Here is a 14,354-nt window from a genome sequence, read left to right as displayed (position 1 = left end):
TCTACCCATACTTCCTACAGTGCCGCCCACTTGGAACCGTGGGAGGACTAAGCATGCAACCACCATCAACCGCACAGGCCTACAACTACAAGGTCGTGCGTCAATTCGTCATTGCAACCATCGTCTGGGGCGTGGTCGGCATGGCCATGGGCGTGTGGATCGCCTCGCAACTGGTGTGGCCCGAGATGAACCTCGACCTGCCGTGGACCACCTTCGGCCGCCTGCGCCCGCTGCACACCAGCCTGGTGATTTTCGGCTTTGCCGGCAGCGCGCAATTCGCCGCCAGCTACTACGCAGTACAGCGCACCTGCCAGGTACGGCTGTACTCGGACAAGCTCGCTGCCTTTACCTTTTGGGGCTGGCAGTCGGTGATCGTGATCATGCTGGTCAGCCTGCCACTGGGTTACACCACCACCAAGGAATACGCCGAGATCGAGTTCAGCGGCGCGGTGTGGATGACCGTGGTGTGGGTGGCCTATGCGATCGTGTTTTTCACCACTGTGGTGCAGCGCAAGACCCAGCACATCTACGTCGGCAACTGGTTCTTCGGTGCATTTATCGTGGTGATCGCGATGCTGCACGTGGTCAATCACCTGTCGATCCCGGTGGACTGGTTCAAGTCCTACCCGGTGTATTCCGGGGCCACCGACGCGATGGTGCAGTGGTGGTACGGGCACAACGCCGTGGGGTTCTTCCTGACCACCGGTTTCCTGGGGATGATGTACTACTTCGTGCCGAAGCAGGTCGGGCGACCGGTGTATTCCTATCGCCTGTCCATCGTGCACTTCTGGGCGCTGATCACCCTGTACATCTGGGCCGGTCCGCACCACCTGCACTACACCGCGCTGCCGGACTGGGCGCAGTCGCTGGGGATGGCGATGTCGCTGATCCTGCTGGCGCCGAGCTGGGGCGGGATGATCAACGGCATGATGACGCTTTCCGGGGCCTGGCATAAATTGCGCACCGACCCGATCCTGCGCTTCCTTGTACTGTCGCTGGCGTTCTACGGGATGTCGACCTTTGAAGGGCCGATGATGGCGATCAAGACCGTCAACGCCCTCTCCCATTACACCGACTGGACCATCGGCCACGTCCACGCCGGCGCCCTGGGCTGGGTGGCGATGATCACGTTTGGCTCGCTGTACCACATGATCCCGAAAATCTTCGGGCGCGCGCAGATGCACAGTGTGGGGCTGATCAATATGCACTTCTGGCTGGCGACCATCGGCACGGTGCTGTACATCGCGTCGATGTGGGTCAACGGCATCACCCAGGGCCTGATGTGGCGGGCGGTGAACGATGACGGCACCCTCACCTACTCGTTTGTGGAAGCGTTACAGGCCAGCCATCCGGGATTTGTGGTGCGATTCGTCGGCGGGGTGTTCTTCCTCAGCGGCATGTTGCTGATGGCGTACAACACCTGGCGCACCGTGCGTGTGGCGGATTTGAAGGTAGCGCAGCTTGACGCGCAGATCGCCTGATGTGGGAGATAGCGCTGAACCTGGCGGCGGTGATCGGCCTGTATGGCGCGGTGGAGTATTGCCTGCGGGGCCAGTCGAAGGAGAGCCTGGATGAGGCCAGCCTGACGCCGTTCGCCGATGACCCGGAAGTGGCACGGCGGGTGGAGCTGGCCACGGGCAAGCGGGTCAACGCGGTGGCGCCTGAGGAAACAAAGCAGGACTGGGGCAATATAGAGATCTAATTGTGGGAGCGGGCTTGCTCGCGAATGCGGTGGTTCAGTCAACATATACAGCGACTGACACACCGCTTTCGCGAGCAAGCCCGCTCCCACACAAGCACCACATTGAGCGACTAGCCGCGTTCGCGGGGAATCAGGCTCTGCAACTGCAACGCCAGGAAGTTGGCATCGAAGCCGAACGTATCCGGGTCTTTCAAACCGTTGGTTTTCTTCCACAGCCAGTCGTTTTTCCCCGGCAGCAATACCAGGGAAATGCTGCCGTAGCGGGCGGCGGTCAAGCCCATCACCGACAGCGAAATCAAACCGCCGGCGCCCATCACATCCGGCACGAACTCCACCGGTTTGCCGGCGATATGGATGGTCAGTTTCTCGGTCTTGAAGGTGGAGGTCTCCACCGGCACGCTGGGGCCGGAAGCCACGTACGCCTCGCGCTGCACTTCCAGCAAACCGACCGTCTTCACAGGCGCAAGCCACTGCTCGATCTGGCCGAACAACTCGCCGATCTTCTGCGCCCAATGGGCCGACTGCACTTCGAACTGCTGTTTCTTGTGGGCTTCGCTGTCGGCGTAATGACGCAGCATCTCGCCCAGTTGTTGTACATCGTCCATTGCCGTGTTCCTTGGGTGACCCATGTTGCGAGCCTTGATCATGGCAGATGCCGCACACCGGCGTATGACTAAAGCGCAGCGCGCGGGTAATGTGGTGCCCTCGCCCGTCCAATTCAGGAGCATCGCATGCGCACCATCGGCCTTATCGGCGGCATGAGCTGGGAGTCCAGCGCCGAGTATTACCGCATCATCAACCAGAACGTGCGCGACCAGCTCGGGCCGCTGCGCTCGGCACAACTGTTGATGTACAGCGTCGACTTCGGCCCGGTGGAGCAGGCCCAGCACGCCGGGCGCTGGGACGATGCGGCGCTGATCCTCGAAGACGCCGCCCGCCGCCTGCAAGCCGGGGGCGCCGAGTGCATCGTGCTGTGTACCAACACCATGCACCTGGTAGCGCCGCGGATTGAAGCGGCGGTGTCGATACCGTTTCTGCATATTGCAGACGCTGCCGGCGCGGCGGCCGTGGAAGCTGGCACCCTGAGCGTTGGCCTGCTGGGTACCGCGTTTACCATGGAGCAGGAGTTTCTCAAGTCACGCCTGGCGGCACAGGGGCTGACCGTGCTGGTGCCGGACGCTGAAGAGCGCCAGGCCGTGCACCGGATCATTTACGAAGAGTTGTGCGTCGGGGTGATCAGCGACGCATCGCGCGAGGTGTACCAGCGGGTGATCGAGTCTTTGGCCGCCCGTGGCGCCCAGGCCATCATCCTCGGCTGTACGGAAATCAGCCTGTTGATCAAGCCGCAGCACAGCGACCTGCCCTTGCTGGACACCACCGAGCTGCATGCGCAGGCTGCGGTGGCGTTTGCGTTGCAGGACGACTAGGCCGGCTTGCGGATGCGCGCCATGGTCAGCGTGTCGACGAATGCGCCGTCACGCACGGCGTAGTCGCGCAGCAGGCCTTCGGTCTCGAAGCCGAACTTGTGGTACAGCCGGTGGGCGGCTTCGTTGTCGGCGTACACCGTGAGTTCCACCCGGTGCAGGTTCATCCAGTTATCCGCCACCTCCAGCGCCGCGCCCAGCAGCCGGGAGCCCACGCCCTTGCCCTGCCAGGCGGTGGCGACGCCCATGCCGAATGAACCGACGTGGCTTTGGCGCACGCGCAAATACTGTTCCAAACCCAGCTGGCCGATCACTTCACCGGCATGCAGCGCCACCAGCTGTAGCCGCCGCTCGTTGTCCTGCACCAGGCGTTTGCGCCAGGCCTCGACTGACTGGAAAGGCATTTGCAGCACCTGACGGCAGACAGCCGGGTCGTTGTAGAGCGCAGCGACGCCTTCAAGGTGGGCCTCGGTGAAGCGCGTGATAACGATCTTGGGTTCAGGTGTGTGCATGGTGTTTCGTCCTTTGAAAAACACGTGGCCGACCAGTGTAGGCGGCACAGCGGTTTTTTGGCGAGTACAAATCCTGCCGCACATCATGCATCTGTAGGATAGCGATCAGCCCCCGCAGCGCCGATACTTCACCCAGGCCCTGCCCCGTTTCGGCCTTTAAACCCTGTGACTAGAACAATAAAAAAGTCCCACAGAGGAACGCCCATGAGCCGTCTTGATCCCCCCGGCCTGTTACAGGCTTTCAGCACCCTGACGCTTGATCTGCAACGCCTGGCCCAGCATCAGGACATCGAACAGTTTCATCGCCATGCCCTGTCGCGCATCAGTCAACTGCTGCCCTTCGACAGCGCATGGTGGGGGCGTGCCGCGATCATCGATGGCCTGCCGGAAGAACACAGCAGCTACCTGCATCACCTGCCAGACACGTACTTGGCCGACTGGCAGTCGATCCGCCATGTGGACGTGACGGTCGGGCTGGTGCACGAAGCACCCGGCCAGGCAGTGATTGTCGACATGCTCGACCCCGCCAACGGCCCGGGCCAGAATTGGTTGGGTCAGCGCCATGACATTGGCGAGTTGTTGTGTGTGATCCACGTCGACCCGCAAACCCGCCTCAGTGACCACTTGAGCCTGTACCGCAAACCGGGAGCGCCACGGTTCAACCAGGACGACTGCCAACTGCTGAACAACCTGATGCTGCACCTGGTGGCGGCCGTCTCGGCGAACCAGATCCGCACCCTGGTGGCCATGCGCGAAACCCTTACCAGCCCGCGCAACCTGGCCCTGGCGGTCTGCGACCAGCGCGGGGTGTTGCAGTGTGCCGAACGCGGGTTTGTCGACCTGCTGCTCAGTGAGTGGCCGCAATGGAGCGGCCCCGCCCTGCCGGTGCCGTTGAATCAGCGCGGGCATGAGGGCAAGCACATCCATATCGAAGCCTCGGCCGTGGGCGATCAGTTTCTGTTGGCCGCGCGCCTCAACCGCGCCCTGCCCCAGCTCAGTCCCAGAGAGAACGACGTGGCCCAGGGCTTTGGCGAAGGCAAGACCTACAAGGAAGTCGCCCGCGACCTGGGCTTGTCGCCGAACACCGTGCGCCATCACATCCGCGCCATCTACAGCAAGCTCGGGGTCAAGGACAAGGCGCGCATCGCGCACTTGCTGCACGCCCCGCCCGACTGACCTCACCCCTTAATTCGTTGCTTTTTTGCGCTGTCGTTTTGACGGCCTCGGGCGCCCTTTGCCCATTTTCCGCTGCCATCCATCACATTCCATAAGAGATGCCTTGCGATGAATCACTCCACCTTGCGTCACCTGGCCATGCTGCTGGGCGGCACCCTACTGAGCCTCGACAGCCAGGCCGCCGACCTCAACGCCCGGGACTTTTTCGGCGCGCCGTCCGGTACCAGCCTCGGCGTGCTGTACTTGCCGGCGACGCGCTACGATGATTTCCACGGCCCGGCCGACACCACCGGCAAGGCCGACTTGAAGGTCAACGCCGTGGCGTACCGCCAGGTGTTTTTCACTGACGTCTGCGGCACGCTGTGCACCCCGCAATTTATCCTGCCCTTCGCCGACATCAATGCGCGCTTGCCCGGCGCCAGCCAGCACACCGGCGAGAGCGGCTTTGGTGACCCGCAGGTGGGCGGCACGCTGTTTTTCATCAACGACCCGGCCTCACGCACCTACAGCGGACTGTTGAGCCTGATCACCGTGCCGGTGGGCGAGTACCACAGTAAAAACCCCGACGTGTCCCCCGGGGCCAATCGCTGGGGCGCGACCTTCGTTTACAACTACACCCAGGGCATTGGCGAGAAATGGGTGCTGGAAGCCAACCTCGAAGCCCAGTTGTACGGCACCAATGACGACTATTTCGGCAGCGACCTCAAGCAAGACCCGCTGTACCGCCTGCAAGCCTTCGCCTCCTACGACTTCAGCCCGGCCACCTACGGCGCCCTGCGTTTGATCCACGCCGATGGCGGCGAGCTGCGCATCAACGACCAGCGCATCGACGACACCCACAAGCGCTACACCCAGGTGGGTTTCGAGGTAGGGCATTGGCTCGACCGGCAGAACCAAGTGATGTTCAGCCTTTCGCAAAACGTCGCGGCATCCAACGGCTACGCAGGCACCGACGCCCTGTTGCGGCTGGTCCATGTGTTCTGAATCACTTTCCCGGAGCTTGCCCATGAACACTCAGACCCACGCTGCAACCGCCGGCCTTTCAGCACGGTCATGGCCGTTGCTGGCGGCGATCATTCTGTTCGCCGCCATCACCCCGACCATCCTGATGACCGCACCGGCGGTGGCCGCGCAACTGGCCAGCCAATGGCAGTTGAGCCCGTCCCACATCGGCGACCTGTTCTCCACCGAGCTGGGGGCGATGAGCCTGGCCACCCTGCCCGCCTTCTGGTGGCTGAAACGGGTGGACTGGCGCCTGGCAGCCCTGGTCGCCGCCGTGGCATTCATTGCCGCCAACCTGTTGTCGATGCTCGCCGACACCTACGCCACCTTGCTTGCCTTGCGTTTTATGAGTGCCTTGGCGGGCGGTTCGTTGATGATCATCTGCCTGGCCAGCGCGGCTGCCACTGCCAATCCAAGCCGGGTCTACGGCTTGTGGGTGATGGGGCAACTGGTGGTCGGAGCGGTCGGCCTTGGCGTGCTGCCCGGACTGTTTGCGCGCTATGGCCTCGGCGCCTGCTACCTGATTCTTGCGGGACTGATGACGCTGCTGTTGCCACTCGCCCGGTGTTTCCCGTCCGGCAGCCCGCCGCGCGAGCAAACCGATGCAGCGCCGATACCTGTCTCCCGGGTGAAGGCTGCGCTGGGCATCGCCGGGATCCTGGCCTTCTACGTCAGCCTCGGCGGTGTCTGGACCTTTATCGGCGCCATCAGCAGTGGCGCCGCAATCTCCGCGCAACACAGCGGTGAAGTGCTGGCCCTGGCCACCGTGATGGGCATCGTCGGCGCCGGCTGTGCCTCGCTGATCGGTACGCGCCTGCCACGCCTGCTGCTGTTGCTGGTGGGCTACGCCCTGATGGCCGGTGCGGTGCTTTTGCTGAGCGGTACGCCAACACTGCTGCGCTTTGCCCTGGCAGCGCTGCTGTTCAAATTCACCTGGACCTTCATCCTGCCGCTGATTCTCGCCTGCCTCGCCGACCTCGACCGCAGCGGCAAGCTGATGAACACCTCAAACCTGGTGATCGGTGCGGGCCTGGCCATCGGGCCGGCCATTGCCGGGCGGCTCATCGAAGCCAGCGGCGGGTTTGCCTCGCTGCTGGTGGGCGGCGCCGCCGTCACCCTGTTGTCCCTGGCGCTGATGCTCGGCAGCCGCGCCACGCCTGACGCTGTTTTAACCCGCTGAACTGGAGACTCTGATGAACCGAACCACCGCGTTTTTCTTTGATGAACTAAGCCTCTGGCACAGCGCCGGCGCCCACGCACTGACCTTGCCGGTGGGCGGTTGGGTGCAGCCGCCTGCCGGCAGCGGGCATGCCGAGTCGCCGGAGACCAAGCGGCGCTTGAAAAGCCTGCTGGACGTATCCGGGCTGAGCCGTCACCTGCAACAGCACAGCGCAGTTCCGGCCACTGACGAGGACTTGCGACGGGTACACGGTGCCGACTACCTGCAACGCTTCAAGGCCCTGAGCGATGCCGGCGGTGGCGAACTGGGCCCACAGGCACCGATCGGTCCGGGCAGTTACGAGATCGCCCGACTCTCCGCCGGGCTGGCCATCGCTGCAGTGGACGCAGTGCTGAGCGGGCAGGTCGAGAATGCCTACTCACTGTCGCGGCCGCCGGGGCATCACTGCCTGGCGGACGGCGCCATGGGCTTTTGCTTCCTGGCTAATATCGCCATCGCCATCGAGGCCGCCAAGGCGCGCCGCGGGCTGGGCAAGGTCGCCGTGATCGACTGGGACGTGCACCATGGCAACGGCACCCAGTCCATCTTCGAAACACGTGGCGATGTATTGACGATCTCCCTGCACCAGGACGGTTGCTATCCGCCGGGCTACAGCGGTGAACAGGACCGTGGCCGTGGCGCCGGCCTGGGCGCCAATATCAATATCCCGTTGCCGCCAGGCAGCGGCCACGAAGCCTATCTGCACGCGATGGAGCGCATCGTGGTACCGGCCCTGGAGCGCTTCGAGCCTGAACTGATCATCGTCGCCTGCGGCTATGACGCCAACGCCGTGGACCCGCTGGCGCGCATGCTGCTGCACAGCGAGTCGTTCCGCCTGATGACCCGCACAGTACGCCAAGCCGCCGAGCGCCTGTGCCAAGGGCGCCTGGTGCTGGTGCATGAAGGTGGTTACAGCGAAGCCTATGTGCCGTTTTGCGGGCTGGCGGCGCTGGAGGAGTTGGCCGGCGTGCGCACGGCGGTGGAAGACCCGATGCTGGAGTTTGTCCAGTTGCAGCAGCCCAAGGACGTACTGCTGGGGTTTCAGCGCCAGTGGATCGACCGACTGGCGCAGGGCTTTGAGGCTTAGACCGCCAGGGCGGCCACACGCCAAACCCGGGCAATGTCCGAGGCGCGCTCGCGCAACAGGCGCGGGGCCTCGCTGCAGGCCTGTTCCAGAGTAGTCGGACCCGACGGCAAGGCGAACGCGGCATCCACGCCGTGGGCGTACATTTGCTCATAGCCATCACCCAATGTGCCGGCGATCACGATCACCGGCACGTTGTGCTGCCTGGCGATTCGCGCCACTCCAAACGGGGTCTTGCCGCGCAGGGTCTGGGCGTCGAACCTGCCTTCGCCGGTGATCACCAGGTCGGCGCCACGCACGGCTTGCTCAAGCCCAACAAGCTCTGCGACCACTTCAACACCCGCGCGAAACTGCGCGCCAAGGAACGCCTTGGCGGCGAAACCCAAGCCACCGGCGGCGCCGCTGCCGGGTTCGTCGCGTACGTCTTTGGGCAATACCCTGGCGCAGTGATCGGCGAAATGGCCGAGGGCCGCATCCAGTTGCTCGACTTGCTGGGGAGTGGCGCCCTTTTGCGGGCCGAAAATCGCCGAGGCCCCGTGAGGACCGCATAAAGGGTTGTTCACGTCGGCGGCGATTTCGAAGCGCACTTCGTTCAGGCGGGGGTCCAGTTGCTCAAGGCTGATGCGCGACAGCTTGCCCAGCGCCAGGCCGCCAAGGGGCAGCGCTGCTCCCTCGGCATCAAACAACTGCACACCCAGGGCTAGCATCGCCCCGGCGCCGCCGTCGTTGGTGGCGCTGCCGCCAATGGCCAGGATGATGCGCTGGGCGCCGGCATCCAGGGCGGCGCGGATCAGTTCGCCAGTGCCGAAGGTGCTGCTGGAACACGCATTTCGCTGACCCGGTGGCACGAGTTGCAGGCCGCTGGCTTCGGCCATTTCGATGATTGCGGTGTGGCTCTCGGCCAACCAGCCCCAATGCGCGTCGACACTGCCGCCCAATGGCCCTTGCACACGGCTGGTGCGCAGCTCGCCCTGGCAGGCGGCGAGTACCGATTCCACCGTGCCCTCACCACCGTCCGCCATTGGGCACTTGATCAGCTCGGCGTCGGGCCACACGCTGGCCAACCCCTCGGCAATGGCATTCGCCACGCCTTCAGCACTCAGGCTGTCCTTGAACGAGTCGGGGGCGATGATGATTTTCATGGGCTTTCTCCGGTTTTTATAACGCCCATGCTGCCAGTTGGCACCGGCAATAACGCCGGTCCATTGCACAAGAGTGGCTGGGGTTTGTTGTTCATTTGGACAAAGCTTGCGGCAATAGCTGCACGCCGAGGTACAACGCGAGCATGCCGTCGAGGGTCAGCGGGTCGACGCCGCTCAGCTCGGCGATGCGTTCCATGCGGTAGCGCAGGCTGTTGCGGTGGATCCCCAGGGCATCGGCGCAGGCCTGGCTTTGGCCGTCGTGGTCGCACCAGCTGCGCAGGGTCGCCAGCAACTGGCCGTTGCTGTCCTTGGCCAGTACCTTGCGCAGCGGGTTGAGCAGTTCGTCGAGGGCGTCGTCGTTGCGGTGGCGCCAGAGCATGACCGGCAGGCGGTAGCGATTGAGGGTCAGCAACCGCGATTTGGGCAGCACATCACGGCCATAGGCGAGCAGGTCGCCGACCCGCCGGTAACAACGGCGCAGGCCGGCCAGCCCGTCCGCTTGCCCGCCGACGGCGACCCGCAGGATGTTCCAGCCCAGGCCGTCGAGCTTTTCCAGCAGGCGCGGGTTATCGACCTGCACCGACGCCGGCCGGCACCACAGCAGGGAAAACTGCGCGGAGCTGACGCACCAGCTGTCGGGGTAGCGCGAGGTCAGCCAGGCGCTCAAGGCCTCGGCCGACTGGCCGCTGCCCAGCTCGAACAGGTACGGCGTGCGCGCCAGCTGCGGCTTGAGGCCCAGTTGCTGGGCTTCATCCACCAGGCGCGGCGAATCGCCGGTCTCGGCCAGCAGCAGTGCCAGCAGATCATCGCAGCGCTGGCGCCGCCATTGCTGCTCGGCTTGCTGGTGACGCTGGCTGACCAGCATTTCGGCCGTCATCCGCACCAGTTCGGCATAGGTGCGCAGCAATTCCGGCTCACCGGTAATGCCCAGCACGCCGATCAGGCGCTGGTCGTGCAGCAGCGGCAGGTTGATCCCGGGTTGCACGCCCTTGAGGTGCTTGGCGGTCTGGCCGTCGATTTCCACCACCCGCCCGTTGGCCAGCACCAACTGCGCGCCTTCGTGGCGAGTGTTGATCCGCTCGGGTTCGCCGCTGCCCAGGATCAGGCCCTGGCTGTCCATGACGTTGACGTTATAGGGCAGGATCGCCATGGTGCGATTGACGATATCCTGCGCCAGGTCATGATCCAGCTCGAACATGGGGCTAAATTCCTGAAAAAAACCGGTTGTTCATAGGCACAGCGCAAACCATGCTTCACTGTGCGCGAGCACAAAGACAGCACCCCTTGAGGTGGCCGAGACTCGTTGGGCGATCAACGTTACCCTCGCATCGCGAAAAATCATAATAAAGAGAGACTGCCATGTCACAGAGCGCCGCTGTTACCCAGGCCACCGATGACGATAAAAACGCCGTATACAAGCGCATCACCCTGCGCCTGATCCCCTTCATTTTCATCTGCTACCTGTTCAACTACCTCGACCGCGTCAACGTCGGCTTTGCCAAGTTGCAGATGCTCGACGACCTGAAATTCAGCGAGACCGTGTACGGCCTCGGTGCCGGGATCTTCTTTATCGGCTACGTGCTGTGCGGCGTGCCGAGCAACCTGGCGTTGACCAAATTCGGTCCACGGCGCTGGATTGCGCTGATGATGATCGTCTGGGGCGCCCTGTCCACCTGCCTGTTGTTCGTTACCACACCGACGCACTTCTACGGCTTGCGCCTGCTGACCGGCGCCGCTGAAGCCGGGTTCTTCCCGGGCGTGGTGCTGTACCTCTCGCAGTGGTTCCCGACCTTCCGCCGTGGGCGGATCATGGCGCTGTTCATGTCGGCGATTCCGGTATCCGGCCTGCTCGGCAGCCCGTTCTCCGGCTGGATCCTCAACCACTTCGCCGCCGGCCAGGGCGGGCTTGCGGGCTGGCAGTGGATGTTCCTGCTGCAAGGCGTGCCGACGGTGATCCTCGGCGCCCTCGCCTACTTCCTGCTCAGCGACAGCTTTGCCAACGCCAAGTGGCTCACGCCCCATGAGCGCGCGGTGCTGGAAGCCGACCAGGCGACCGACCTGGCCAACAAGCCGAAGACCACCAGCGACTCGCTGCTGGAAGTGTTCAAGAACCCGGCGATCTGGGCGTTCGGCCTGATCTACTTCTGCATCCAGAGCGGTGTGTACGCCATCAACTTCTGGCTGCCATCGATCATCAAGAACATGGGCTTCAGCGATAACCTGGTGATTGGATGGTTGAGTGCGATCCCGTACCTGCTGGCGGCGGTGTTCATGCTGCTGGTGGGCCGCTCTGCCGACTTGCGCAAGGAGCGTCGCTGGCACCTGGTGGTGCCGATGCTGATGGGCGCGATCGGGCTGGTGATTGCGGTGAACTTTGCAACCACGCCGGCCATTGCGATCCTCGGCCTGACCATCGCCACCATGGGTGCCCTCACCGGCCTGCCGATGTTCTGGCCGGTGCCAACCGCGATGCTCAGCGCAGGTGCGGCAGCAGGTGGCTTGGCGTTGATCAACTCCATGGGCCAGATGGCGGGGTTCCTCAGCCCGTATATCGTCGGGTTTGTGAAAGATGCCACCGGGTCTACGGACCTGGCGCTGTACCTGCTGGCGGCGGTGATCGTCGCGGGCAGTGTGTTGGCGTTGCGCATGACGCGCACACTCAAGGCTTGAATCAGCGCTGACCGGTGCCGCGATATCGAGGGCGGCGCCGGTCATCTATCTGCTCATATAAAGGCGTGTTTTTATAGGCAAACAACTGCCTGACAGCCGTATTAACCTCTACGCCCATTCCAGGTAACAAATAGGCTACAACCTTTACCCAGCCTTTACTTTCGTACTCCATCATCCCGTCCGAAACCGCTGTCTGAAGCCTATGCCCGGGGATATTATCAAGACCGGTTCGGTGCATACGTAGAGGACTTATCATGATCAGTCGACTCTCAAAAATGAAAGTAGCCATGTTGCTCATTGCCACCCTCGCCATCGCAGGGCAAGCAGAAGCCCGTGGAGGATATGGCTATGGCTGGGGTCACGGTTATGGGTACGGGCATGGCGGTGGTTGGGGCTGGGGTGGCCCGGCTTTGCTGGGTGCGGTTGTCGGCGGTCTCGTAGTGGGTTCGGTGGTCGCCAACTCTCAGCCTCCGGTCTATGTGCAGCAGCAACCGGTTTACGTGCAACCGCAGCCGGTGTACATCCAACAGCCGCCGCCGGTCTATTACCAGGCGCCGCCTCCAGGCTATTACTACCCGCCACAACCGGTTCCGGTGCCACGTTATTAAGCACGGCCCTATTACTGATAATGCAGGTCCCGCCTGAAAGCGGGACCTTTTTTATTCAGTTGCCTTTAGAGTAATCCGCCGCCGTCGACATCAATCACGCTACCGGTGATAAACCCGTTCTCCATCGCCAACACATACCCGGCAGCCACTTCTTCGGCCTGCCCCACGCGCCCCACCGGCAACGCCCCGCCCGCCTTGGCAAACATTGCCAGTCGCTGCTCATCGGACAACCCGGCATACGCCTCGGTGTCGATCACGCCCGGGCTGACCACATTGACCCGGCGTGGCGCCAGTTCCTTGGCCAGTTGCTTGCCCAGCGCTTCGGTCGCCGCATTGATGCCGGTCTTGATGAATTGCCCCGCAACCGTTTTGCGCCCCAACTGCCCCGACGTCAGGGTGATGCTGCCGCGCTCGGCGAGAAATGGCAGCGCCGACTGGATCGCCCGCAGCGAACCCCAGAGCTTCACGTTGAAGTTGTCTTGCGCCAGGTTCAGGTCGGTCTCGATCAACGCCTTGGCCTGCACCGCAGGCCCTGCGGTGTAGACCAGATGGTCAAACTGCCCCACGGTTTCGAACAAGCGCTGTAATGAGGCTGCGTCGGTCACGTCCACCTGCTCGCTGCGCACCCCGTTCTCCACGGTTGAAGACAAGCGCCGCCCGGCCAGCACCACATGGGCACCGCGTGCCACGGCCTGCTTGGCCACCGCGGCACCAATGCCGCTGCTGCCGCCAATGACGATGATGGTTTTGCCGTTGAGGGGAGATGTCATGGGGAAATACCTGGCTGAGAAAATGAGCTTTCATCTTCCCAGCTTGGCAATCGTTGAAAAATCCCGGTAAAACGACAAGATCTTTAAAGGATTTTTACAAATGAGCTCAATCCTCGACCTTGAAGTGTTCGTACGCACCGCCGACACCGGCAGCCTGTCGGCAGCCGCCCGCAGCCTCAGCCTGACCCCGGCCGCAGCGAGCATTGCCCTCAAGCGCCTGGAAACCCGCCTGGGCATCCGGCTGCTGGCGCGTTCCACCCGCAGCATGCGCCTGACCGAAGAAGGCCGGCGCTACCTCGACAGTGTGCGCGTGGCCCTGGAGGCGCTGTCGGAAGGCGAACAGGCGGTCAAGCAGCAAGGCCAGAGCCTCAGCGGATTACTGCAATTGGCCGCGCCCTCGGATTTCGGGCGCAATGTGCTGCTGGGCTGGCTGGATGAGTTCAAGCTCGAACACCCGAACGTGCGCCTTCAGTTGCTGCTCAATGACAGCAATGCCGACCTGTTCCGCGAAACCGTCGACATCGCCCTGCGCTTCGGCGTACCACGGGACTCCAGCCTGGTCGCGTTGCCGGTGGTGCCCGACCACACGCGGGTGGCGTGCGCCAGCCCCGACTACCTCGCGCGCCACGGTACGCCACGCCTCCCCCAGGACCTGGCACAACACAGCACGCTGCGCTATATGCGCCAGGGTCGGGCGAACAACACCTGGTACTTTCGCCAGGGCGAGGTGCTGCAGGAAGTCGAGGTCGGCGGCGACTACCTCAGTGATGACGGCGAGATCGTGCGGCGCTGGGCATTGGCCGGGCACGGCATCGCCTATAAAGCGCGGCTGGATGTAGCGCGCGATATCAAGGCCGGGCGCCTGGTGCCGTTGCTCACCGATTGGCAAGGCGAACCGACCCCGTTCAATCTGATGTGTCCCCATCGGTTGCAGGTGTCGGAGCGGGTCAAGGTACTGCACCGCTTCCTGCAACTGCGCTGCGCCGAACTATTACCGCAATAACCGTCGCGGGGCTTGTTCCAGAGCCTTGCTCTCTGGTATTGG

Annotated in this window: 16 protein-coding genes; 10 read left to right on the top strand and 6 right to left on the bottom strand. The window is 63.3% G+C overall.

Annotation, left to right across the window (positions count from 1 at the left end; all coding sequences use genetic code 11):
- The first annotated feature begins 53 nt into the window (after positions 1-53).
- Both ccoN and V6607_RS15760 read left to right on the top strand, forming a co-directional pair.
- On the top strand, positions 54-1,481 hold the full coding sequence (gene ccoN / locus V6607_RS15765) for a cytochrome-c oxidase, cbb3-type subunit I (RefSeq protein ID WP_008432550.1): 1,428 nt from the start codon (positions 54-56) through the stop codon (positions 1,479-1,481).
- A complete protein-coding gene (locus V6607_RS15760; RefSeq protein WP_102369024.1) occupies positions 1,481-1,702 on the top strand; it encodes a CcoQ/FixQ family Cbb3-type cytochrome c oxidase assembly chaperone in 222 nt (73 codons plus the stop codon). The genes ccoN and V6607_RS15760 overlap by 1 nt, the downstream gene beginning before the upstream one ends.
- A 110-nt stretch (positions 1,703-1,812) precedes the next feature.
- Here V6607_RS15760 and V6607_RS15755 read toward each other — a convergent pair whose 3' ends face one another.
- Complete coding sequence (locus V6607_RS15755; protein ID WP_003212554.1) at positions 1,813-2,307, bottom strand: hypothetical protein; 495 nt, start codon at positions 2,305-2,307, stop codon at positions 1,813-1,815.
- 126 nt (positions 2,308-2,433) lie between these two features.
- Here V6607_RS15755 and V6607_RS15750 point away from each other — a divergent pair, with 126 nt between their 5' ends.
- Positions 2,434-3,129 (top strand): aspartate/glutamate racemase family protein, encoded by a 696-nt coding sequence (locus V6607_RS15750; RefSeq protein WP_003212555.1) that lies wholly within the window; start codon positions 2,434-2,436, stop codon positions 3,127-3,129.
- On the opposite strand, the gene V6607_RS15745 is transcribed toward V6607_RS15750, so the two are convergent.
- Entirely contained in the window at positions 3,126-3,638 is a 513-nt protein-coding gene (locus V6607_RS15745) for a GNAT family N-acetyltransferase (RefSeq protein WP_003212556.1), read from the bottom strand. The two genes, V6607_RS15750 and V6607_RS15745, sit on opposite strands and share 4 nt — an antisense overlap.
- A 204-nt stretch (positions 3,639-3,842) precedes the next feature.
- Here V6607_RS15745 and V6607_RS15740 point away from each other — a divergent pair, with 204 nt between their 5' ends.
- From V6607_RS15740 to V6607_RS15725, 4 genes are all read left to right on the top strand, one after another.
- A complete protein-coding gene (locus tag V6607_RS15740) occupies positions 3,843-4,814 on the top strand; it encodes a helix-turn-helix transcriptional regulator (protein ID WP_134326582.1) in 972 nt (323 codons plus the stop codon).
- Between the two features lie 108 nt (positions 4,815-4,922).
- Positions 4,923-5,798, top strand: coding sequence for a transporter (locus V6607_RS15735; RefSeq protein ID WP_087693884.1), 876 nt, complete (start codon positions 4,923-4,925; stop codon positions 5,796-5,798).
- Between the two features lie 22 nt (positions 5,799-5,820).
- Positions 5,821-6,996, top strand: a complete 1,176-nt coding sequence (locus V6607_RS15730; RefSeq protein ID WP_134326581.1) for an MFS transporter — start codon at positions 5,821-5,823, stop codon at positions 6,994-6,996.
- A 13-nt stretch (positions 6,997-7,009) separates the two neighbouring features.
- Positions 7,010-8,122 (top strand): class II histone deacetylase, encoded by a 1,113-nt coding sequence (locus tag V6607_RS15725; RefSeq protein WP_134326580.1) that lies wholly within the window; start codon positions 7,010-7,012, stop codon positions 8,120-8,122.
- On the opposite strand, the gene V6607_RS15720 is transcribed toward V6607_RS15725, so the two are convergent.
- Both V6607_RS15720 and V6607_RS15715 read right to left on the bottom strand, forming a co-directional pair.
- The gene (locus tag V6607_RS15720) at positions 8,119-9,261 is read right to left on the bottom strand and encodes a glycerate kinase (RefSeq protein WP_134326579.1); all 1,143 of its coding nucleotides are present in this window, start codon (positions 9,259-9,261) and stop codon (positions 8,119-8,121) included. The genes V6607_RS15725 and V6607_RS15720 overlap by 4 nt on opposite strands.
- A 91-nt stretch (positions 9,262-9,352) precedes the next feature.
- On the bottom strand, positions 9,353-10,459 hold the full coding sequence (locus tag V6607_RS15715) for a sugar diacid recognition domain-containing protein (RefSeq protein WP_134326578.1): 1,107 nt from the start codon (positions 10,457-10,459) through the stop codon (positions 9,353-9,355).
- A 161-nt stretch (positions 10,460-10,620) separates the two neighbouring features.
- Here V6607_RS15715 and V6607_RS15710 point away from each other — a divergent pair, with 161 nt between their 5' ends.
- A complete protein-coding gene (locus tag V6607_RS15710) occupies positions 10,621-11,931 on the top strand; it encodes an MFS transporter (protein ID WP_003212559.1) in 1,311 nt (436 codons plus the stop codon).
- Position 11,932: 1 nt separating this feature from the next.
- On the opposite strand, the gene V6607_RS15705 is transcribed toward V6607_RS15710, so the two are convergent.
- The gene (locus V6607_RS15705) at positions 11,933-12,220 is read right to left on the bottom strand and encodes a hypothetical protein (protein ID WP_134326577.1); all 288 of its coding nucleotides are present in this window, start codon (positions 12,218-12,220) and stop codon (positions 11,933-11,935) included.
- On the opposite strand from V6607_RS15705, the gene V6607_RS15700 reads away from it, so the two are divergent.
- Complete coding sequence (locus V6607_RS15700) at positions 12,186-12,539, top strand: hypothetical protein (protein WP_023658819.1); 354 nt, start codon at positions 12,186-12,188, stop codon at positions 12,537-12,539. The genes V6607_RS15705 and V6607_RS15700 overlap by 35 nt on opposite strands.
- A 65-nt stretch (positions 12,540-12,604) precedes the next feature.
- Here the strand turns inward: V6607_RS15700 and V6607_RS15695 are convergent, their stop codons facing one another.
- Positions 12,605-13,309, bottom strand: a complete 705-nt coding sequence (locus V6607_RS15695; RefSeq protein ID WP_087693891.1) for an SDR family oxidoreductase — start codon at positions 13,307-13,309, stop codon at positions 12,605-12,607.
- Positions 13,310-13,409: 100 nt separating this feature from the next.
- On the opposite strand from V6607_RS15695, the gene V6607_RS15690 reads away from it, so the two are divergent.
- Positions 13,410-14,312, top strand: a complete 903-nt coding sequence (locus V6607_RS15690) for a LysR family transcriptional regulator (RefSeq protein ID WP_008432540.1) — start codon at positions 13,410-13,412, stop codon at positions 14,310-14,312.
- Positions 14,313-14,354: the final 42 nt, after the last annotated feature.

Source organism: Pseudomonas sp. KK18, assembly GCF_037094675.1.
GTDB lineage: Bacteria > Pseudomonadota > Gammaproteobacteria > Pseudomonadales > Pseudomonadaceae > Aquipseudomonas.
The sequence above is the reverse complement of the archived record's forward strand: the minus strand, read 5'-3'. Positions and strand labels throughout refer to the sequence as shown.